Genomic DNA, 21,481 nt, shown 5'->3' on the forward strand with positions numbered 1-21,481 from the left:
TGTTTTAGCAGAACTTTCTATCCCTTTCCATGCACCCCGATTTATCCCAAACCCTCGCCAAAGACCGCCATTTCCTGCAAACCGCCTTCAAAAATCCGAAAAAATTCGGCGGCTTGCCCAAAGTCGAAGAAAAATACCGCAAATCGCACGAAATCTATTTAAAACGCCAAGCCGCGCTGCCCAAACCGCAGTATGACGGCACGCTGCCGGTGCACGAGCGTTTGAGCGACATCAAAGCCGCCATCGCCAACCACCAAGTCACCATCATCTGCGGCGAAACCGGCTCGGGCAAAACCACCCAACTGCCGAAAATCTGCTTGGAACTCGGGCGCGGCGCCGCAGGCTTAATCGGCCACACCCAACCGCGCCGCCTGGCCGCGCGTTCCGTTGCCGAGCGGATTGCCGAAGAATTGGGCAGCAACATCGGCGAAACCGTCGGCTACAAAGTGCGCTTTAACGACAATACCTCGCGCGATGCCTATGTGAAACTGATGACCGACGGCATTTTGCTCGCCGAAACGCAAACCGACCGCTACCTCACCGCCTACGACACCATCATCATCGACGAAGCGCACGAGCGCAGCCTGAACATCGATTTTCTGCTGGGCTACCTGAAACAACTGCTGCCGCGCCGCCCCGATTTAAAAATCATCATCACCTCGGCCACCATCGATGCCGAGCGTTTTTCCAAGCATTTCGACAACGCCCCCGTGCTGGAAGTGAGCGGGCGCACCTATCCCGTCGAAATCCTCTACCGGCCGCTGCACGCGGCAGACGAAGACGAAGCGGAAATCGAAATCGCCGATGCCATCGTCGATGCCGCCGACGAGCTGGCGCAATTGGGCGGCGGCGATATTTTAGTGTTCCTGCCCGGCGAACGCGAAATCCGCGAAGCCGCCGAAGCCCTGCGCAAATCGCCGCTGCGCCGCCACGACGAAATCCTGCCGCTGTTCGCCCGTTTGTCGAACGCCGAACAGCACAAAATCTTCCACCCCAACGGCAGCAAACGCCGCATCGTGCTGGCCACCAACGTTGCCGAAACCTCGCTTACCGTGCCGGGCATCAAATATGTGATCGACACCGGCCTGGCGCGGGTGAAACGCTATTCCGCCCGCGCCAAAGTCGAGCAGCTGCATGTGGAAAAAATCTCCCAAGCCGCCGCCCGCCAGCGTTCCGGCCGCTGCGGCCGCGTCTCCGCCGGCGTGTGTATCCGCTTGTATTCGGAAGAAGATTTTGAACAACGCAGCGCGTTTACCGACCCCGAAATCATCCGCAGCAATCTGGCGGCAGTAATCCTGCGCATGGCCGCGCTGAATCTGGGCGATGTGGCGGCGTTCCCGTTTCTCGAAGCACCCGACCAGCGGTATATCAATGACGGGTTTCAGGTGTTGTTGGAACTGGGGGCGGTGGAGGAGGCCGTCTGAAAAATGCCTGTCTGAAAACGCGTAGGTCGGACATTTATGCCCGACTAAAAACCGATAAACGACCACACAACAACTATGCCATTAATCCGACTCAAACACCGAATCCATCAATCCCGCGCCGGTCAAATACATTATTGGCTCAGCGAAGAGATTAACCCTCAGCTGCCTTGGTTGGTGTGGCTTCCCGGCTTAACCGCTGATCACCGGCTATTTCTGCCGCAGCTGGAATATTTTCAAGATCAGGCAAATCTGTTTGTCTGGGATCCGCCGGCACACGGAAAGTCCAAACCTTATGATTTGGCTGAATTCACTGTGGATGGCTTGAGCCGCCGGCTACATGATATTTTGCAGACCGAGGACATTGAAAAACCGATACTGGTTGGGCTCTCATATGGCGGTTATGTCATCCAAGGCTATTTGCACAACTACCCTCAGGCTGCCGGCGGTGTCATTATTATGGATTCCGCACCACTTAAAAAACACTATTTCAAGCGATACGAACTATGGGCGCTGGCCAACACCCATACCTTGCTCAAGCTGATGCCTTGGCGATTACTGGTTAAGTCCGGGGTTAAAGCTGCTGCCTGCACTGCGGCAGGACAGCAACTGATGCGTACCTGGATGGAAGAAACCGATCGGGAAGCGTATATCGCATTAACTGTGCGAGGCTATAAAGCTTTGGGGGATGCCATTAATCTGGATTTGCCTTATGAGATGAACGTACCGGCTTTAATTATCTGTGGTGAACTGGATAAAGCAGGGTCGGCCAAAACATTAAGCAAAAAATGGGCGGCTACGGAAAAACTGCCAATCGTTTGGGTGCCCAAAGCCGGACATTTGTCTACGATAGATAATCCGGATGCCGTAAATACTGCCATCAATGAGTTTTTGAAAAAATTTAAAGAAAGCTAACCGTAGGTCGGGCATTATTTATGCCCGACTAAATCAAGCGGTGCAAAATAATTGTCGGGCATCAATGCCCGACCTACGAATTATGCAAAACATGAACAGCAATACAAAAATGCCGTCTGAACCCTTTTCAGACGGCCTGAAAACATCTGCCAAACCCCGCTACCGCCTAACCAAACTCGGCGAACAAATGGCGCGGTTGCCCATTGATCCGAAAATCGCCCGCATTTTGTTGGCGGCGAAAAAGCACGACTGTATGGCGGAAATCTTGGTGATTGCCTCCGCCCTCTCCATTCAAGACCCGCGCGAGCGGCCGCTTGAGGCGCGCGAAGCGGCTGCCAAGGCGCACGAGCGGTTTACCGACAAGCAGTCCGACTTTCTGGCCTATCTGAATATTTGGGACAGCTTCCAGCGCGAGCGCGACAAAGGCTTGTCGAACAAACAGTTGGTGCAGTGGTGCCACCAATATTTCTTATCGCACCTGCGGATGCGCGAATGGCGCGAGCTGCACCGCCAATTGGCCGAAATCGCCATTGAAATGGGTTTGACCAGCAAAGAGCAGGCATTCAGACGGCCGCCCGTGCAAGAGCAATTAAGGCCGTCTGAACAGGCAGGCGACCAAGATTTATCCGCCAAACTCAAACAAAAACAACTGGATAAAAAGCAGCACCGCGCCCAAATCCGTGCCGCCAAAGAAGCGGGCTACGAACAAATCCACCGCGCCCTGCTCACCGGCCTGATCGCCAACGTGGGCATGAAATCGCCCGACGGCCACGATTACACCGGCGCGCGCGGTTCGCACTTTCATTTATTCCCCGCTTCCGCGCTGTTCAAATCCAAGCCCAAATGGGTGATGGCCGCCGAACTCACCGAAACCACGCGGCTGTATGCCCGCGATGTGGCCGCCATCCAGCCCGAATGGATCGAGCAGGAAGCGCCGCATTTGGTGAAATATCATTATTTCGAACCGCATTGGGAGCAGAAGCGCGGCGAAGTGGTGGCCAGCGAGCGGGTAACCCTTTACGGTTTAACGGTTTTGCCGCGCCGCCCCGTCGCCTACGGCCGCGTCGCGCCCGAAGAAGCGCGCGAAATCTTTATCCGCGGCGCGCTGGTGGCGCAGGAATGCGATTTGAAAGCCGATTTTTTTGTCCACAACAAAAAGCTGATCCGCGAAATCGCCGAGCTGGAACACAAATCGCGTAAGCAGGATGTGTTGGTGGACGAAGAAGCGCTGTTTGATTTTTATAATCAACGGCTGCCTGAAATGTATAGGCCGTCTGAAAACAATGTAGGTCGGGCATTCATGCCCGACACCGCCAACGCAAGCGCACAAACCCCGTCGGGCATAAATACCCGACCTACGGTTTCAGACGGCCTGAACCGACAATGCCTGTCTGACCCCCCAAAACCCCTTGCCGATATCCGCACCTTCCAAAGCTGGTTGAAACAAGCCGAGCAGGAAAACCCGCGCCTGTTGTTTCTCAGCAAAGAAGACCTGATGCAGCACGCCGCCGCACACATCACCGAAGAACAATTCCCTAAGTTCTACAAAACAGACGACGGCAAATTCAAACTGGCCTACCGCTTCGAGCCGCACCACCCGCTCGACGGCGTAACCCTTACCGTGCCGCTTACCGTGCTCAACCGCCTCTCCGCCCCCGCGCTCGAATGGCTGGTGCCCGGCATGCTGCGCGAAAAACTGCAACTGCTGATCAAAGCCCTGCCCAAACAAATCCGCCGCATCTGCGTGCCTGTGCCCGAATTCATCACCAAATTTTTAGAAAGCAGCCCCAACCGCCAAGAGCCGGTTATCCCCCAGCTTGCCCGCTTTATCGCCAAAACCGCCGGCGATATGCGCCTGCTCGAACAAATCAATCTCGACGACTGGCAAGCCTTCAAGCTGCCCGATCACTGCTATTTCAACCTGCGCATCATCGACGACGGCGGGCAGGAGCTGGCCATAGGCCGCAACCTGGCCGGGCTGCAACAAGAGTTAGGCCAAGCCGCCGCCGTAACCTTCCGCGACAACACCCAAGAATTCGAGCGCGACAACGTAACGGCGTGGGACATCGGCACCCTGCCCGAATCCATCAAATTCGCCCGCGGCAAACAGCAGCTCACCGGCTTTTTGGGTTTGCAAAAAGAAAAAAACGGCAACATCGCCCTGCGCCTGTTTGACACAGCCGAAGCAGCCCAAGCCGCCCACCGCCAAGGCATCATCGCCCTGATGCAGCTCCAGCTCAAAGAGCATATGAAAGACCTCAACAAAGGCATTCCAGGCTTCACCCAAGCTGCCATGCTGCTCAAACACATCAGCGCCGACACCTTGCGCGACGACCTCACCACCGCCATCTGCGACCGCGCCTTTATCGGCGACGACGAATTGCCGCGCAGCGAAAAAGCCTTTAAAGAACAAATCAAACGCGCCCGCAGCCGCCTGCCCGCCGTCAAAGAAGCCGTCAGCCGCTACCTGCAAGACACCGCCGCCGCCTACGCCGAACTCAACGCCAAACTCGGCAACGGCAAACACCCGCTCGCCGCTCTCTTGCGCAGCCGTATGCAAACCCTGCTTGCCGCCGGTTTCGCCCAACGCACCCCCTGGAGCCAATGGCCGCGCCTGCCCGTTTACCTCAAAGCCATGACCCTGCGCATGGAAAAATACAGCGGCAACCCCGCCCGCGACACCGCACGCGAAGCCGATATTCAAGCGCTGGAACAGATGTGGCAGGAAAAAGCTGATGCCATGCAAAAACAAAACCAACCGCTTTCAGACGGCCTGAAGATGTTTCAATGGCAGCTGGAAGAGTTGCGCGTGTCGCTGTTTGCGCAGGAGTTGAAAACGCCGTATCCGGTGTCGGTGAAGCGGTTGATGAAGGAGTGGGAGGGTTTGAAGTAGGTCGGGCATTGATGCCCGACACCACAGGATACCGCATGCTTATTTTTATCGGACATAAATATCCGGCCTGCGGCTGAAAACCATGTTACACTTATCCGAAGTATCTACAAGGAGCGTATACCATGACCCAAGCCACTATTTTTAAAAACAATCAAACCCAAGCCGTGCGCCTGCCAAAAGCCGTTGCCTTTCCCGATGACGTGAAAAAAGTTTCCGTTGTCGTGATCGGCAAATCCCGCCTGCTCACGCCGAGCGAAAACCTGTGGGATAGCTGGTTCGACCAACTGCCGCAAGCTGATTTTCCCGATCGCGAAGCTACCTTCCAAGCCGAGCGGGAGAGCTTCTAACCATGCTGCGCTATATGCTCGACACCAATATCTGCATTTACACCATCAAAAACAAACCCGCCGCCGTGCGCGCGCAGTTTCAAAAACACCAAGACCATATGTGCATCAGCAGTATCGTCTTAACAGAATTGCTATATGGCGCAGAAAAATCCGAAAATCCGACCAAGTCATTGGCCGTGGTCGAAGGTATGGCCGCACGTTTGGAAGTATTGGATTTTGACGCGCACGCTGCCGCCCATGCCGCCGAAATCCGCGCCGAGCTGGCCAAACAAGGCACACCCATCGGACATTATGATGTGTTGATTGCCGGACACGCCCGCAGCCGCGGGCTGGTGTTGGTCAGCAATAATTTAAGGGAGTTTGAGCGGGTGGATGGGCTGCGGCTGGAAAATTGGGCAATTTAACAGTTTGTAAGGATAGGGAAACACTTCGCGTGCGAAGCCGATATTCAAGAGCTGGAACAAATGTGGCAGGAAAAAGTGGATGCGTTAACCAAACAAAACCAACCGCTTTCAGACGGCTTGAAAATGTTTCAATGGCAACAGGAAGAACTACACCTATCTCTGTTTGAGCAGGAGTTGAAAACGCCGTATCCGGTGTTGGTGAAGAGATTGCGGAAAAAGTGGGAGGGTTGAAGTAGTTGATTTTTGTCGGGCATTTATACCCGACAAAAATCAATATACTGCTTGCTTTAAATATGTTAGCATTCAAATGCTCATTTTGTTTTAGAAAAATGAGGCCGTCAGCAGACTGTCAAGGTCAATGAAAGCTTGGAAGCTTGCCATAGACCATGACAGAATTATCCACAGGAAACGAATGGCATAGTTCATTGTCATGTTTAAATCCTTTGTAATTATATCTGTTTGATTATAATTCATCTTTAGCACATTAGCGGCCTACATAAAGTTGTTATCATGCGATGATATGTAAAATGGTGCTCTTGTAGAGTGCTCGGCTATACTAAGAGCTGTTAGCTTCTGTTAAAGTAGCTAGGGATCGCCGCAATCCTAAGCTCTTAGTTTTGCTACCTATACTAAAAATAAATATTATATGGATAAATCTTGGTTTAAAATTCGAGGATATTTGCATTTCGATACTCCAATCAGTCTAGAAAATGCGACTAAACTCGTCTCCTCTCCCCAGCTCATCTCAACTCATAGTTTTTATCCGTTCATTTCGTGTACTTTATCAACACCAAAATTAAAGAAAAATGAGAATGGCGAGTTAACCCGAGAATTCAAAAACAGAACAATATCTTATGCTGCCCATAAAGATAGCCACATCTTTAGCTATTATGCATATATCCTAGGCGAAAAGTATGAAAATTTAATAACCAATAAATATGATAATATTAATCAATCAGTCTTAGCTTTTCGAAAACTAGGAAGAAATAATATTGACTTTGCCAAACAAGCATTTAGCTATATTAAAAAGATAAAAAATTGCTCAGTCATTGCATTGGATATATCGGATTTTTTTGGCAACCTAAATCATAAGATTTTAAAGAAAAAATGGTGTGAGGTATTAGGAGTATCAACATTACCTGCCGATCATTTTGCTGTATTTAAAGCCATTACTCAATACACGATAATACCAAAAGATTTTTTGTTCAAAGAATTTAAAATATCCCCTCATACCTCAAGAAGTAATAATAGAAAAAGAATTTGTACTCCAAATGAATTTAGGAATCTTAGAAGGAAATATAAATTATCTTTACCATTCCAAAACGAAAACTTTTTTATTTCAAATAAGGAAAAAGGAGTGCCTCAAGGTTCTCCAATCAGTGCTTTATTATCTAATGTTTACATGATAGATTTTGATGTTTTTTTAAATGATGAAATTAAAAAAATAGATGGTTTATATTTAAGATACTGTGATGATATTTTATGTATAATTCCAACCTCAGAAGTAGATAATATTAAAGAATTAATCAACCAGGAAATTGAAAAATTAAAATTGCAAATAAATAATAATAAAACAGAGATTATTAACTTTATTTATGATGCTAATAAAAAGAAAATTCTTAATGAGAGAAAACTTCAGTATTTGGGATTTATTTTAAAGGATGAATCTATTACTATTCGCCCAGCAGCATTTACAAAATATTCAAAAAAGATGAAACGGGGAGTTAGTTTAGCTAAGCAAACTCAAAGGAAATATAATTCCATCCGTGCAAGAAAATGCATACCGAATAAAAAGTTATACACGAAAAAATTATATTCAGCCTATTCTCACTTTGGCAAAAGAAATTTTGTTTCTTATGGAAAAAGAGCAGCTGTAATTATGGGTTCTTCACCAATTAAAAAACAATTAAAACCCTTGTGGAAAAAGCTTCAATGCAGAATTAAGGCAGATTATTAAATTAATAGAAACGTAAGTTGGACTACAAACCCAACATTCTATTACATGCCGTCTGAAATCCTGCCAAGCAGTTTTTCAGACGGCCTTTTTTCGTCCATTCAACCTTAACCGGTATTGCGCAAGCCTTGTGCCATACCGTTGATGGTGAGGTGCACCATTTACAACAGCCAGCGTAGCCCGCATGTGTAGGGTGTGCGCCCTTGGCGCGCACGCGTTGTTTGAGTTTCCATCTACCGCGTGCGTGGCTTACGCCACACACCCTACCGCTCACAATACGAACCAAACCGCAAACCCGACAAGGCCGAGACCTTTGCAAAATTCATTTAGGCCGTCTGAAATATTCAACCATCGTCATTCCCGCGTAGGCGGGAATCTAGTCGTTTTTCGTAAACTATTGAAATAAAATACTTAATGGTTTAAAGGCTGGATTCCCGCCTACGCGGGAATGACGGAGTTCAGATTTTTTAGATAGCAATTTGAATTTTGCAAAGGTCTCAGCCTTTTTTCACTCAGCCAACCTTAACCGGTATTGCGCAAGCCTTGTGTCACGCCGTTGAGGGTGGGGTGTGCCATTTGCTGCGGGTGGGCGTTGCCGCGTGTTTGCGCGGGCGTTTGGGCAGATTTATATCGGTATAGCGGTTTACAGCCCGCCCGAACCGGTTTACCCTACTGTTTTATTTCAGAATGTGTACAGGTGATTATGATGGCCAAACCGGTTTTATGTTTCCAGCTTCGCGTGCATCTGGCGGGTTCCGAACCTGAGATATGGCGGCGGTTGTTGGTGCCTGCCGAGGCAACGCTTTATGATTTGCACTGGATTTTGCAAGCCGCTTTCGGTTGGGAGGCTTGCCATTTGTATCAATTCGGTATGGAAAACGGCGGTGCTGCCGGGCGGGTTTATCCGGATTTTGAAGACTTTGATTTTGACGACCCTGAAGATTGCGAGCGCCGGGCTATGGAAACGGCACCTAAGTTGCGTGATGTTTTGCCGGTGGGCGAACGCATGATCTATACCTATGATATGGGCGATGATTGGGAGCATGTGATTCTGTGCGAAGCATTGATGATCAAGCCGCCGCGCCTGCGCCTGCCTGCTTGCACCAATGGGGCAATGAACCATGCGCTGGAGGATGTGGGCGGCATTTGGGGCTACCAAGAGATTGTGGATGTAATTGCCAACCAGCACCAGCCGGATTACCAACAGGCCGTGGCCGATTTGCAGGAATCTTTCGGCAAGCGGATTTTAAAATACGATGCTGCGGCTTTTGATCCGAAGAAAATCAAATTTCCCCGCGCGTAGCTATAAAATTCGGGCATAAATGCCCGACCTACGGTTGCTATCAGGCTATTTCGGTTTGTTGGTTAACCGCCGCTGCGTTTACTCAATGCTTCAAAAAATGCCTGTCTGAAAAGTTTTCAGACAGGCAAATATTTTTGCAAAAAGGCGTTTATACGGATTTAATGAGTTTTTGCGAAGGAACTGCTGCGCTAAAGCGTGAAGAGAGCGGTTTTGTCGGCCACTGAAGCGCTACCCGTATTGTCTGCGGCTTGCTGTTTTATATCGAAGTCATTAAATCCGCTATAAAATTCGGGCATAAATGCCCAACCTACGGTTGCTATCTCTTTACCGCGTGCACGGCTTTATCTCCGCCAACCTTGCCGCCAAAACCGGCTTTTCCGACGAAGATTTGGCCAAACTCTGGCAAGCCCTGCAACTGATGTTCGAGCACGACCGCTCCGCCGCCCGCGGCGAAATGGCGGCGCGCAAGCTCATCGTGTTCAAACACGACACCGCCCTCGGCAGTTTGCCCGCGCACAAACTGTTCGACGCCGTTAAAGTCGAGCGCGTGGGCGGCGAAAGCGGCACGCCGGCATCGGGTTTTGCCGACTATCAAATTCGTGTCGATTCAGACGGCCTCAACGGCGTGAGCGTGGAAGAATTGCTGTAATGCCCGATGTGCAAAACACCGCAGCAAACCCACCGCTAGCAGGCGCAGGGGAACAGGATTTGCCCACTGTTTCCCTCTCCGCCCTGCAACACTATGCCTTCTGCCCGCGCCAATGCGCGTTGATTCACAACGAGCAGGCGTGGGCGGAGAACTATCTGACCGCGCAGGGGCGTTCGCTGCACGAGCGGGTGGATTCGGGCGAGCCGGAAACGCGCAAAGGTGTGCGCTTCGAGCGCAGCGTGCATGTGTCGGCGCAGCGGCTGGGCATCAGCGGCATTGTTGATATGGTGGAGCACGATATTCAGACAGGCCGTCTGAAACCGGTGGAATACAAACGCGGCAAGCCCAAACCTGAGCCGTTCGACGAAATCCAGCTTTGCGCGCAGGCGCTGTGTTTGGAGGAGATGACCGGATCAACCATAGCCGAAGGCGCGCTGTGGTATATGCAAACCCGCCACCGTGTGCCGGTGGTGTTTTCAGACGGCCTTAGGGCGCAAACGCTGGCAGTTATCGCCCAAGTGCGCGAACTCTTGGCAAGCGGGCAAACTCCGCCGCCGGTGTACGGCAAACGCTGCAAAGCCTGCTCGCTGGTGGAGGTTTGCCAGCCGAAGTTGTTGGAGAAGGATCGGTCGGTGGGGTATGTGGCAGGGTTGTTTGGGGAATAAATAACATTTTTTATAATAGTGAGTTAAAGATGAAATGTTTTTTGTGCGAAAAAGATAACGTTGAAATGTCATTAGAACATTCCATTCCACAGTTTCTTGGTGGAAAGAAGAGTGATGATAAATTTAAAAAATTAAACTTATGTCGAGCATGTAATAGTGGATTAGGCACTCATGTGGATGCAAGATTTGCTCGCTCGTTCATAAATGCAATGGAGTTAAATGAGATTAATGATGAAGTATTTTTTTGTCGATTTACATCTATAGTTTTTGAAGACGATGATGAAATTCATGACCTAATATCTGAAAATAGCCATATAGAAATGATGAGTAATGATAAGTCGTTTGCATTTTGGGTTAAGGAAAATACTGAAGAATTTCTTGGCTTGGTAGGAGGTCATGCCCCCTTAAGCAAGAGCAAAAAATCCCAGTTATTTTTATTTTTAACAAAAGAGCTAGACAAGGAAGAAATCCAGCAGTTATTAAAAAATATTATAATAAAATTTAAAGATTATAAGAAATTAGAGATTTTACTTTGTATTGATTTTTTATGTGATTCAATTTCTGGTGAAAAGCAATTGGTTCTATATCGCGAGCAAATCAAAAATGAATTGGGTGTTAGAAATTTAAAGTTTATTTGGGAGTTTACTGAACAAGAAGCAAAAATAAAAGAAAGATTAAGTCCTTCGGCTGCAAAAAATTCTAATGGGTTTAAGTCAAGTTTATTGATTGATTTAAATGATTATGTGCGTTTTTTGTCTAAACTTTATTTGGGTGTTTTATGTGGCTTTTTGGGGAGTAAGTTCGTTCATCATAATATTTCTACTAAGTTAATAGAGATTATTAGAACATATTCTTCAAAATCAGTTTTACCTGATTATGATATGGGTCGATTCAAAATGCGTTTGAAGTCGGGAGAAAATAGTTTTTTCTTGTCAGAAAACAATGCAATTGTAATTGCTATTTTTCAAATAGAAAAAGATGTAATGGGCTACTTAAGTATTAATTGTAGCGAATTTGTATTAAAGATATGTGAACATAAAGACTTACCAGAAGAAGCAAGGCAACGCTTATATATTGGTTCTGCTTGTTGCAAAATACCTGAAGGAGTGGGTTTAATATTAAAATCAGATGCTGAAAAATATGAAGAGTTTGATGTAAAAAAATTTCTTTTGAGTAAAACCATAAAAGAAAAATTTCCTCATATCTCTGAAGAACAAAAAAAGGAAATTTTTAAGTGTGTTAGTGGTCAGTTGGAAAATGTGGGCTTTGTCTAACGTAATCTGCGGTAAAACCTTTTTCAGACAGGCATTGTCTATTTAATGCCTGTCTGAAAACAAGATGTTATTTTTCAGACGGCCTAAACAACAAGCCGTTCCAAAACAAAAGTGCGGTCAAAATCAAGGGAGTTTTTCAACCATGCGCAAGCTGCAAAACACGCTGTATATCACCACGCAGGGCAGTTATCTGCATAAGGAGCGGGAAACGCTGGTGGTGGAGCAGGAGCGCAAAAAGGTGGCGCAGTTGCCGGTGCATTCCATCGGGCATATTTTCTGTTTCGGCAATGTGCTGGTGTCGCCGTTTTTGATGGGGTTTTGCGGCGAAAACAATGTGAATCTGGCGTTTTTTACCGAAAACGGGCGTTTTTTGGGGCGCTTGCAGGGGCGGCAGAGTGGCAATGTGTTGTTGCGGCGGGCGCAATACCGGCTGTCGGAGCACAATCCGGTGCCGATTGCGCGGCATATTATTGCGGCGAAGATTCAGTCGGGCAAGCGGGTGTTGCAGCGGCGGCTGCGCAATCACGGCGATCAGGAGGAGGTGCAGGCGGCGGTGTCGGCGCTGAATTTTAGTTTGCAGCAGTTGAAGCGGGCGGAAAGTTTGGAGCTAATCCGCGGGATTGAGGGCGATGCGGCGGCGCGTTATTTCGGTGTGTTCCGCCATTTGCTGCGCGAAAACAGCGGTTTTGCCTTCGACGGCCGCAACCGCCGCCCGCCGCGCGATGGGGTGAATGCGCTGCTGTCGTTTGTGTACAGCATTTTGGGCAAGGACATCAGCGGTGCGCTGCAAGGCGTGGGGTTGGATCCGCAGGTGGGTTTTCTGCACGCCGACCGCCCGGGGCGCGACAGTTTGGCGCAGGATATTCTGGAGGAATTCCGCGCGTGGTGGGCGGACAGGCTGGTGCTGTCGCTGATTAACCGCGGGCAGATTAAGCCGCAGGATTTTGTTACCGAGGCGGGCGGGGCGGTGAATATCAAGCCGGAGGCGCGCAAGCTGCTGTTTCAAACCTTGCAGGCGAAAAAGCAGGAAAAGATTGTGCATCCGTTTTTGCAGGAAGAAGTGGCCGTCGGCCTGCTGCCGCATATTCAGGCCATGCTGCTGGCGCGGCATCTGCGCGGCGATTTGGCGGAATATCCGCCGTTTTTGATGCGTTGATTTTTTCAGGCAGCCATTCAGGCGGCCTTAATGCCTGTCTGAAAAATAAACAAGGGGAAATACTGTGTTGATGCTGATTACTTACGATATTGCTTTGGACGACCCGCAAGGCCAAGCGCGCCTGCGCCGTATCGCCAAACATTGCCAGGACTACGGCGTGCGCGTGCAATATTCGGTGTTCGAGTGCGATATTGCGCCAGACCAATGGGTTGTGTTGAAAGAAAAATTGTTGAAAACCTATAACCCCGAAACCGACAGCCTGCGTTTTTACCACTTGGGCAGCAAATGGCGGCGCAAGGTGGAACACCATGGCGCAAAAGCGGCGGTGGACGTGTTCCAAGACACGCTGATTGTGTGAGTCGCTAACCTGCGGTGCTCATCAAAATGCGGGCAGGTTGGCGAAACGGGAAGGTTCTTTAACAATCAGGAACTTAGCAAAGCATGTATGGCGGGAAAAGGCTGTGCTATACTCGCTTTGCGCCTTTTTCGGCGACTTTGGCGATTTAGGGCTGTAGAAGCCTTGAGTAGCAAGAGTTTCCGAGGAGGCTTCAGCCGCCTTCGGGCGGCTGCGTGTTGAAACTACATTGCTTGGAGCGGGCACACATACTCAGGGAATCAGCCGCCTTCGGGCGGCTGCGTGTTGAAACGGTGCTTTTTCGTTCGTGGTGACGCTTAAATCACTTTCAGCCGCCTTCGGGCGGCTGCGTGTTGAAACAATACTGATGGTGAATGCCCTGCGCCTAAGCAAGTTCAGCCGCCTTCGGGCGGCTGCGTGTTGAAACAAATTTGAGTGGCATCAAAGAATGACGGGCAACCGTTCAGCCGCCTTCGGGCGGCTGCGTGTTGAAACGCGCGGCAAGATGCCGCCGGGAGCCGTAGGAAATTCAGCCGCCTTCGGGCGGCTGCGTGTTGAAACGATGAGGCATGCTATTGTTGGTACGCGGATAATTCTCAGCCGCCTTCGGGCGGCTGCGTGTTGAAACAAGCCAGACAATTTCACAATTAAAATTTTTTGAGCTCAGCCGCCTTCGGGCGGCTGCGTGTTGAAACATGAAATCCACGCGCGGCCTTGTAATAACATCCGAATCAGCCGCCTTCGGGCGGCTGCGTGTTGAAACGGAGTATGCCCACCGCCGCGCCGCGTCTATTTTCCTCAGCCGCCTTCGGGCGGCTGCGTGTTGAAACTAGAGTTTATTGAGGAGGTTCTGCCGGGAGCGTCGTCAGCCGCCTTCGGGCGGCTGCGTGTTGAAACCCGGAGTTTGCGGCCGCCGTGGAGGCTGGCGATATTCAGCCGCCTTCGGGCGGCTGCGTGTTGAAACTATCTCAAAGTGAAATCGTCTTTAGTAAAAGAGTTCAGCCGCCTTCGGGCGGCTGCGTGTTGAAACACGCGTCGGCCTTTAATGTTTTGGCTAAGGCTGGTTCAGCCGCCTTCGGGCGGCTGTGTGTTGAGACTAAGTTATCAAGAAAATATTTACAGCGACTCTAGGTAGTGTAGCCACAATATCTAACACGGCTAAGCTCTGCACTCATGTAAACCCGGCCGCCAATCTGGCCACAATCTGCGCCGCCGAACCCGTGCGCGCCAACGGAGCGTTTTGCCCCGCCCAGAAGGTGCTGAAATCATCCGAATCTTTTGCTTCGGCGGCTACTTTCAGAAAGCCGATGGCGGCGCCTGCTAAGGGAAAGGGTAATGCGGCGGGGTGGACAGCGCCTATTTCGTCTATCAGCCGGTTGGGGATGCCGCGCGCCATGCCGCCGCTCAACAGATTGGTGACCACGGTTGCTTCGGCGCGCGGGCTTTGCAGGGCGGTCCGGTGGGCGGGGCGGGTGTCGGCTTCGTCGGCCAGCAGAAAAGCAGTACCGGCTTGTACCGCGGCGGCGCCCAGTGCCATTGCGGCGCGTACGCCGGCGACATCGCTGATGCCGCCGGCGGCGATAACCGGTATATCGACCGCCCCCGCCGCTTGCGGCAGTAAGGCGAAGGTGCCGGTTTGGCGGGCGGCATCGTGGTTGAGGAACCAGCCGCGGTGCCCGCCTGCTTCCCAGCCTTGCGCAATCACCGCGTCGGCACCGTGGGCCGCCAGCCAGCGTGCTTCGGCCACGGTGGTGGCGCTCGACCACACTTGTGCGCCCGTTGCTTTTACCGCTTGCAAAAGTTTAGCCTCCGGCAGGCCGAAGTGGAAACTGATGACCGCCGGCCGATACGTTTCCACTACTTGCAAAGCGGCTTCGTCAAACGGCTGGCGCCCGCTGTTTTGCGCAATATCGGCCGGGTTGATGCCCAATTCGTCGAAATAGGGCTGCAACAAGGATAGCCAGGCGGCTTGCTGTTCGGCGGAAACGGCGGGAGTGCGGTGGGCGAAGAAGTTGACGTTGTACGGCGCACCGCCGCTTTCGGCATGCAAAGCAGCCAGCGAGCCGGCCAGTTGATCGGCAGACAACATCGCTGCCGGTAATGAACCGAGTGCTCCGGCACGGCACACTGCCGCCGCCAGCCGAACGCCCTGTACTCCGGCCATCGGCGCTTGGATAATCGGATGTTTCAAATCGGATAATACGTCAATCATGCGGCGGCTCCTCGATGGGGGAAATGGTGTTTCAGACAGGCATTGCATGGGTAGGGCTTGGTTAGCCAAACCGTGTTAAATGTTTTTCAGACAGGCATTTCATACAATATGCCTGTCTGAAAAGCAAACGGCGGCGTTTATTCCGGGCTTATTCCGACATTTTCAATACGCTCAAGCCGGGCAGGTCGGCAAAGCCGCGTTCGCGCACGATTTGGCAGAAATTATCGAGATAGGTTTTATCGGTATCCTCGCTGCGCATGGCCGCGTAAAGCTCGCTTTGCAGGCCTTGGCCGGTAATCGGCCGCGAAATCACATAATCTTTTTCCAGATAAGGCATTACCGTCCAATAGGGCAGGGCGGCGATACCGCGGCGGCTGGCCACCAGTTGGATAATAGCGATGGTCAATTCACTATGGCGGCGCGGCGGATTGATGCCGGCAGGCAGCAGGATTTTGCGCAGTAAGTCCAGCATATCGTCGGGAACAGGATAGGTAATCAGCGTTTCATCGGCAAAATCCTGCGCCTCCCAAACGGTTTTAACGGCCAGCGGATGGTCTTTGGCGCAAATACCCACCATTTCATAGGCAAACAGCGGTTGGTAGGTGATTCCGGCTTGTGGTACGGCTTCGGAAACAATCGCCAGATCTGCCCGGTGGGTCAGCAGCAGGCCGACCGGATCGGCCTGAAATCCGGAAACGATGTCGAGTTCCACCTGCGGCCACAACGGACGGAACTCGCCCATTGCCGGCATCAGCCAGTCAAAACAGGTATGGCATTCCACCGCCAGCCGCAACTCGCCGGCCTCGCCTTCGATAATCTGCGCCAAATCGCGCTCGGCCGCCGATACCTGCGGCAGCAGATCGCGCGCCAGCCGTAGCAGTCGTTCGCCGGCGGGGGTAAAGCGCAACGGGCTGGATTTGCGCTCGAACAGCGGCGTGCCGTAATAGTTTTCCAAGGCGCGGATTTGGTGCGACAGCGCCGACTGGGTGAGAAACACGCGTTTGGCGGCCAGCGAAACGCTGCCGGTTTCTTCCAGAGCCAGCAGGGTTTTTAAGTGGCGCAATTCGATGATGGATTCCATAGCTGATTCCGGCCGCAGGCATTGCGGGATTAAAGATAAATGTGATTATAAAGGAAGCGCGGCACGGCCAAAACAGCAGGGGCAACCGTCGGCTAGAGACCTTTGCAAAATACCCATCTGCGGCGAATTTCTTCGTTGCGCGTTGCTCGCTCGTTTGCCTATCTATCTGATATGTCTGCACTCGCTGTGCTGCTACGCCTCGAACCTCATCCACATCTGGGTATTTTGCAAAGGTCTCGGCTATTTTGCCGCCCAATCCGTACTACTTATTAAGCATATTTTTATTAAATTCAACAAAATCAAAACTTTAATTCTGTGTTATAATGCTATCTTTCTCTAACATAATTTCGGAACACATTTACATTCGAATTGCATAACCGCAGCATCGCATCACCCCGGAAAACCGACATGACACTCGCAAATAACCAAAAAAGGAGCCAACATTGTCTGCAAACCGTTCTAACTCTTCTTCGCGGCCGACAGAAAACACCGCCGCTTATTCACCGTTAACCAAACGCCCCGCCACCACCTACCGGCACTTGGGGATGTTTGATTCCGATAAAAATTTCAAGCAGCACACTTCCGATACCCCCGATACCCGTATCGACAAATTCACCTTTTTCGGTACGCTGTTTATCTTGGTAGCCGTTACCCTGCCCTTGGTGGCCTTTCCTGAACAAGGCGCCGATTGGGTGGCCGCTACCAAAGCGTTCGTTACCAACAAACTGGGCGGCGCTTATCTGGCCTTCGGCGTGCTCTCGCTGGTATTCGTTACCTATATTTGCTGTTCCGATATCGGCAACATCAAATTGGGCAAAGCCGAAGACGACATCGAATTCAAAACCGGATCGTGGGCGGCGATGATGTTTTGCGGCGGCATCGGCGCCAGTATTCTTTACTGGGGCATTTTGGAATGGATGTATTACTACCAAGGGCCGCCCTTCGGCATTGCGCCCGGCTCGCCCGAGGCGATACGCTGGGCTTCTACCTACGGTTTGTTCCACTGGGGGCCGGTGGCTTGGGCGATTTATCTGGTACCGGCCATTTCCATTGCCTATTTCGCCCATGTGCGCAATTCGCCGATTTTGAAAGTCAGCCAAAGCCTGATGCCCTTGTTCGGCGAAAAATTCGCCAAGAGCAATTGGGGTAAATTGGTCGATGTGTTTTTCGTATTCGGCATGATCGGCGGCGGCGCCACGACACTGGGCCTCGCCTCGCCGATGATTACCGAGGGCTTGCACGAATTGTTCGGCACGCCCAATACTTTGTGGGTACAACTCTCGGTATTGCTGGTTACCACCATGATTTTCGCTTACAGCGCCTATCAGGGCTTGCGCAGCGGCATCCAGTTTTTATCCAATATTAATTTTTACATGGCGATCGCCTTTTTGATTTTCGTTTTGGTATGCGGCCCTACTGTGTTTATTCTGAATACCGGCCTGGAAAGCCTCGGCCGCTCGCTCACCCAGATGGTGAGCATGATGACTTGGACGGAAGCCTTCGGCGAATTCGAGCAACACGGTTTTAAAAACACCCATTTCCCGCAAGACTGGACGGTGTTTTACTGGGCATGGTGGCTGGTATTTGCACCTACCATCGGTTTGTTTATCGCCAAGATTTCCAAAGGCCGCACCATCCGCCAAATGGCGGTGGGCTCCATCTTCTTCGGCTCGCTCGGTTGCGCAGTGTTTTTCATCGTATTGGGCAACTACGGCATGTATCTGCAATTGTCAGGTGCGCTGGATGTGGTTTCCATCCTCAATAACCAAAGTCCGAACGCCGCTATTTTCGCCGTACTCAAAACCCTGCCGATGGCCAAATTGGTGATTGCGGCGTTTATCTCGCTGGCAGTGATTTTCACCGCAACTACCTTCGACAGCATTTCCTATATTCTGGCCTCGGTAGTACAACACGAAGTAGACGACGAACCGCACCGCTGGAACCGCCTGTTCTGGGCGTTCACCCTGTGCTTTATGCCGGCGGTATTGATGTTTATCGGCGGGCTCTCCACGCTGCAAACCGCTTCCATCTTCGCCGGTGCGCCTTTGTTGCTGATCATGAGCCTGATCATGCTCTCCACCATCAAGGCAGCCAAATACGATTTGCATTACCAGCCCGATTATTCGCTGAAAACCATCCACATCGAAGAGTTGCCGGAAAACGCCCCGTGGGAACAGGGCGAAACCTCCGAAGCTCCCGAAGGATCGGTATTGGCGCAGCAGGCGGTTTACCGTGAAATCCGCGAGCAGCAAAACGGTAGCGGCAACGACGACGGCAATAAAAGCTAAGGGATTGCCTGTTTAAAGGCCGAACCCGCAAAATGCCTGTCTGAAAAGCATTTTCAGACAGGCATTTTCTTGATCCCTTATAAAAGTAAGCGGTCATCCCATTTTCATAAACCTTCACGCTATCTGCCATAAACTGAACAAACTTGGCACAACTTTAAACCCGCCTTGCAAAGCTTGGCTGTTCATCCGCGCCCGGCTAAACGATAATATATTCATCACACACATCTTAAACAAACCAACAAAATATATGACTTTGCCCAATCGTTTTTACTTCACCCTGCCTCTGTTGCTTGCCTTATCCCTGTCGCCGGCCGCACAAGCCAATGCCGGTACCTCATCCGAACCAATAACCCACTCAGCCACGACCCAACAAAATATGCGTAAAGAAAGCGGACTCATGTTGGATACCGCCCGCCGCTTCTATCCGGTATCCGTGATCAAAAGTTTTATCGACACCCTCAGCGCCTCCGGCGGTACTTTTCTGCACCTGCATTTTTCAGATAATGAAAACTTCGCCCTTGAAAGCACTTTGCTCAACCAACGTGCCGAGAATGCCAAGGTCGACGAGCAAGGCGTATACATCAATCCGCAAACCAACAAACCCTTTCTGAGCTATCGGCAACTGGATGAAATCAAAGCCTACGCCGCCGTCAAAAACATCGAGCTGATACCTGAAATCGACAGCCCCGGCCACATGAACGCCATCTTCGACCTGCTCGAACTGCGCCACGGCAAACCTTATGTCGCCTCGCTGCAAGCCCCCGACCAACCGGGGCAGCTCGACGTTAGCAACCCCGAAAGCGTGCAACTGATGGAGTCGCTAATAGGAGAAACTGCCGATGCCTTCGGCGCGGCCAGCCGTCATTTCCATATCGGCGGCGACGAATTCGCTTACAGCGCCGAGAACAACGGCCAATTCATCGATTACGCCAACCGCCTGGCAGAATACCTTGACGGCAAAGGCCTGAAAACCCGCATGTGGAACGACGGCATCATTCATTCCACCCTCGACCGCCTCAACCGCAATATTCAAATTACTTATTGGAGCTACGACGGCGACACCCCCGACCGCGGCACCGCACAATACCGTCGCGAGTTGCGCGCCAGCATGCCCGACCTGCTGGACAAAGGGTTTTCCGTACTGAACTACAATTCCTATTACTTATACGTTGTTCCCAAAGACGGCAGCGACAACGGTCACAACAGCCAATACGCCCTGCAAGACATCCGCAACAACTGGTCGCTCGGCGTGTGGGACGGCAAAAACCACCAAAACGCCGTGAAAGACACCGGCAAAATCGCCGGTTCCGCCCTCTCGATTTGGGGGGAATACAGCGGCTCGCTCAGCGGCGAAAACATTTACGATTACACCGCCGACCTGCTGGCCGCCGTGATCCAGAAAACCCAAGCCGACAGCCGGAATTAATTACCGGCCGCCATCGTTACACAACATCAAGAGCGCTTTTTACCGCGCTCTTTTTTGTTATACCGCCCCCGCTTTAAACCAAAGCACTTGACCTTTACCCAAGGTTAAGCTGTAAGCTTGCCGCACTTCATCGATAAACCCTCCAAGGAACACCCATGAAAGCCCTATTATTAAGCACGCTGATCTGTGCCTGCGCCCTAGTGCAAGCCGCACCGGCCGCTCATGAACACCAACACGGGCACAACGCCCACACCATGCATGCCGCCCCGGCTCCCGCCGCCGATGCACCTGCCCATGCGGCAGAATACAACGCCGCCATGATGGGCATACACGAGGACATGATGAAAGGTATCCGCCTGCAAAATCCCGATGCCGCCTTTGCTGCCGGCATGCTGCCGCACCACCAAGGCGCAGTGGAAATGGCACAAATCGAATTGAAATACGGTACCGACCGCCAGATGCGCCGCTTGGCGAAAGACATCATCCGCGCCCAAAGCGCCGAAATCAAACTGCTGCAATGGTGGTTGTCGAAAAACCCGTCCCAGCCCGCCGGCAATTACGCGCCGCCCCATGTTGCCGCATACGATGCTTCCATGAAAAGTATGCACGATGACATGATGAAAGGCATCAGCCAACAAAACCCCGATACTGCCTTTGCCGCCGGCATGCTGCCGCACCACCAGGGCGCGGTAAAAATGGCGGAAATCGAATTGAAATACGGCACCGACAAACGCCTGCGCGAACTGGCGCAAGACATCATCCGCGCCCAGAATGCCGAAATCGCCTTTATGAAGCGCTGGCTGGAAAAACATTCAGCCGCACCGGCCGCTCACCACTAAGCCGTAAATACACCATGCCTGTCTGAAAAGCTTTTTCAGACAGGCATTTCTCTTATTTACCCATAATTATTTACTCAGCCTGATTATTAATTTCATTCATACAACTATGCAAATTTATCGTTTGCCCACTTTGCAAAAAAGCGTCATGATGCCATCATTGCAAATTGTGTTAACGATGTATCACCAGATTCACCAACAGGAGCTATCCCCATGAATACTTTTCACCTGTCCGGCTATCCGCGCGTCGGCGCGAAGCGCGAACTGAAATTTGCTGTCGAAGCCTTTTGGAAAGGCGCGAA

The 21,481-nt window shown here is 51.3% G+C and carries 18 protein-coding genes, 1 pseudogene and 1 CRISPR repeat array; of the genes and pseudogenes, 17 read left to right on the plus strand and 2 right to left on the minus strand.

What is annotated here, in order from left to right; genetic code table 11:
- Positions 1 to 29: 29 nt before the first annotated feature.
- From hrpA to cas2, 13 genes and pseudogenes are all read left to right on the plus strand, one after another.
- The gene (gene hrpA / locus Q4C79_RS00450; protein WP_303089057.1) at positions 30 to 1,424 is read left to right on the plus strand and encodes an ATP-dependent RNA helicase HrpA; all 1,395 of its coding nucleotides are present in this window, start codon (positions 30 to 32) and stop codon (positions 1,422 to 1,424) included.
- Positions 1,425 to 1,598: 174 nt separating this feature from the next.
- Complete coding sequence (locus tag Q4C79_RS00455) at positions 1,599 to 2,336, plus strand: alpha/beta fold hydrolase (protein ID WP_303089058.1); 738 nt, start codon at positions 1,599 to 1,601, stop codon at positions 2,334 to 2,336.
- 109 nt (positions 2,337 to 2,445) lie between these two features.
- Positions 2,446 to 5,229: a DUF3418 domain-containing protein gene (locus tag Q4C79_RS00460; RefSeq protein WP_303089059.1), complete on the plus strand. Its 2,784-nt coding sequence runs from the start codon at positions 2,446 to 2,448 to the stop codon at positions 5,227 to 5,229.
- 122 nt (positions 5,230 to 5,351) lie between these two features.
- Positions 5,352 to 5,576, plus strand: coding sequence for a type II toxin-antitoxin system VapB family antitoxin (gene vapB / locus Q4C79_RS00465; protein WP_303089060.1), 225 nt, complete (start codon positions 5,352 to 5,354; stop codon positions 5,574 to 5,576).
- 2 nt (positions 5,577 to 5,578) lie between these two features.
- The gene (gene vapC / locus Q4C79_RS00470) at positions 5,579 to 5,980 is read left to right on the plus strand and encodes a tRNA(fMet)-specific endonuclease VapC (protein ID WP_303089061.1); all 402 of its coding nucleotides are present in this window, start codon (positions 5,579 to 5,581) and stop codon (positions 5,978 to 5,980) included.
- Positions 5,981 to 6,022: 42 nt separating this feature from the next.
- The gene (locus Q4C79_RS00475; protein ID WP_303089077.1) at positions 6,023 to 6,211 is read left to right on the plus strand and encodes a DUF3418 domain-containing protein; all 189 of its coding nucleotides are present in this window, start codon (positions 6,023 to 6,025) and stop codon (positions 6,209 to 6,211) included.
- Between the two features lie 415 nt (positions 6,212 to 6,626).
- Positions 6,627 to 7,937: an antiviral reverse transcriptase Drt2 gene (drt2, locus tag Q4C79_RS00480; protein ID WP_303089062.1), complete on the plus strand. Its 1,311-nt coding sequence runs from the start codon at positions 6,627 to 6,629 to the stop codon at positions 7,935 to 7,937.
- Positions 7,938 to 8,637: 700 nt separating this feature from the next.
- Positions 8,638 to 9,237: a plasmid pRiA4b ORF-3 family protein gene (locus Q4C79_RS00485; protein WP_303089063.1), complete on the plus strand. Its 600-nt coding sequence runs from the start codon at positions 8,638 to 8,640 to the stop codon at positions 9,235 to 9,237.
- 319 nt (positions 9,238 to 9,556) lie between these two features.
- A pseudogene (locus Q4C79_RS00490) lies at positions 9,557 to 9,886 on the plus strand (type I CRISPR-associated protein Cas7); the annotation flags it as partial.
- A 59-nt stretch (positions 9,887 to 9,945) separates the two neighbouring features.
- Positions 9,946 to 10,551, plus strand: coding sequence for a CRISPR-associated protein Cas4 (gene cas4 / locus Q4C79_RS00495; RefSeq protein WP_303089078.1), 606 nt, complete (start codon positions 9,946 to 9,948; stop codon positions 10,549 to 10,551).
- On the plus strand, positions 10,485 to 11,825 hold the full coding sequence (locus Q4C79_RS00500) for an HNH endonuclease (protein WP_303089064.1): 1,341 nt from the start codon (positions 10,485 to 10,487) through the stop codon (positions 11,823 to 11,825). Before cas4 ends, Q4C79_RS00500 begins: the two co-directional genes overlap by 67 nt.
- Before the next feature lie 142 nt (positions 11,826 to 11,967).
- Positions 11,968 to 12,981, plus strand: coding sequence for a type I-C CRISPR-associated endonuclease Cas1c (gene cas1c, locus Q4C79_RS00505; protein ID WP_303089065.1), 1,014 nt, complete (start codon positions 11,968 to 11,970; stop codon positions 12,979 to 12,981).
- Between the two features lie 64 nt (positions 12,982 to 13,045).
- A complete protein-coding gene (gene cas2 / locus Q4C79_RS00510; RefSeq protein ID WP_303089066.1) occupies positions 13,046 to 13,339 on the plus strand; it encodes a CRISPR-associated endonuclease Cas2 in 294 nt (97 codons plus the stop codon).
- Positions 13,340 to 13,529: 190 nt separating this feature from the next.
- A CRISPR array of direct repeats spans positions 13,530 to 14,433; the repeat unit is 32 nt; unit sequence TCAGCCGCCTTCGGGCGGCTGCGTGTTGAAAC.
- Between the two features lie 74 nt (positions 14,434 to 14,507).
- Here the strand turns inward: cas2 and Q4C79_RS00515 are convergent.
- On the minus strand, positions 14,508 to 15,548 hold the full coding sequence (locus Q4C79_RS00515) for a nitronate monooxygenase family protein (protein WP_303089067.1): 1,041 nt from the start codon (positions 15,546 to 15,548) through the stop codon (positions 14,508 to 14,510).
- Positions 15,549 to 15,696: 148 nt separating this feature from the next.
- Positions 15,697 to 16,629, minus strand: a complete 933-nt coding sequence (locus tag Q4C79_RS00520; protein WP_303089068.1) for a LysR family transcriptional regulator — start codon at positions 16,627 to 16,629, stop codon at positions 15,697 to 15,699.
- Positions 16,630 to 17,072: 443 nt separating this feature from the next.
- Here Q4C79_RS00520 and Q4C79_RS00530 point away from each other — a divergent pair, with 443 nt between their 5' ends.
- The 4 genes from Q4C79_RS00530 to Q4C79_RS13165 form a co-directional block, all read left to right on the plus strand.
- Entirely contained in the window at positions 17,073 to 18,917 is a 1,845-nt protein-coding gene (locus Q4C79_RS00530) for a BCCT family transporter (RefSeq protein WP_303089070.1), read from the plus strand.
- A gap of 247 nt (positions 18,918 to 19,164) precedes the next feature.
- The gene (locus tag Q4C79_RS00535; protein WP_303089071.1) at positions 19,165 to 20,343 is read left to right on the plus strand and encodes a family 20 glycosylhydrolase; all 1,179 of its coding nucleotides are present in this window, start codon (positions 19,165 to 19,167) and stop codon (positions 20,341 to 20,343) included.
- 155 nt (positions 20,344 to 20,498) lie between these two features.
- Positions 20,499 to 21,182, plus strand: a complete 684-nt coding sequence (locus Q4C79_RS00540; protein WP_303089072.1) for a DUF305 domain-containing protein — start codon at positions 20,499 to 20,501, stop codon at positions 21,180 to 21,182.
- 210 nt (positions 21,183 to 21,392) lie between these two features.
- A partial coding sequence (locus Q4C79_RS13165) for a hypothetical protein (RefSeq protein WP_368492194.1) occupies positions 21,393 to 21,481 on the plus strand: 89 nt, incomplete at its 3' end.

It is taken from the genome of Neisseria sp. (genome assembly GCF_030523955.1).
In the GTDB taxonomy this organism is placed as follows: Bacteria; Pseudomonadota; Gammaproteobacteria; order Burkholderiales; family Neisseriaceae; genus Neisseria.

Bases quoted from the DNA above. Each gene is read 5' to 3' on its own strand.
- Q4C79_RS00515 (WP_303089067.1), bottom strand. From the start codon at position 15,548: ATGATTGACGTATTATCCGATTTGAAACATCCGATTATCCAAGCGCCG.
- cas1c (WP_303089065.1), top strand. From the start codon at position 11,968: ATGCGCAAGCTGCAAAACACGCTGTATATCACCACGCAGGGCAGTTAT.
- hrpA (WP_303089057.1), top strand. From the start codon at position 30: ATGCACCCCGATTTATCCCAAACCCTCGCCAAAGACCGCCATTTCCTG.
- Q4C79_RS00540 (WP_303089072.1), top strand. From the start codon at position 20,499: ATGAAAGCCCTATTATTAAGCACGCTGATCTGTGCCTGCGCCCTAGTG.
- Q4C79_RS00485 (WP_303089063.1), top strand. From the start codon at position 8,638: ATGATGGCCAAACCGGTTTTATGTTTCCAGCTTCGCGTGCATCTGGCG.
- Q4C79_RS00535 (WP_303089071.1), top strand. From the start codon at position 19,165: ATGACTTTGCCCAATCGTTTTTACTTCACCCTGCCTCTGTTGCTTGCC.
- vapC (WP_303089061.1), top strand. From the start codon at position 5,579: ATGCTGCGCTATATGCTCGACACCAATATCTGCATTTACACCATCAAA.
- Q4C79_RS00520 (WP_303089068.1), bottom strand. From the start codon at position 16,629: ATGGAATCCATCATCGAATTGCGCCACTTAAAAACCCTGCTGGCTCTG.
- Q4C79_RS00460 (WP_303089059.1), top strand. From the start codon at position 2,446: ATGCCGTCTGAACCCTTTTCAGACGGCCTGAAAACATCTGCCAAACCC.
- vapB (WP_303089060.1), top strand. From the start codon at position 5,352: ATGACCCAAGCCACTATTTTTAAAAACAATCAAACCCAAGCCGTGCGC.
- drt2 (WP_303089062.1), top strand. From the start codon at position 6,627: ATGGATAAATCTTGGTTTAAAATTCGAGGATATTTGCATTTCGATACT.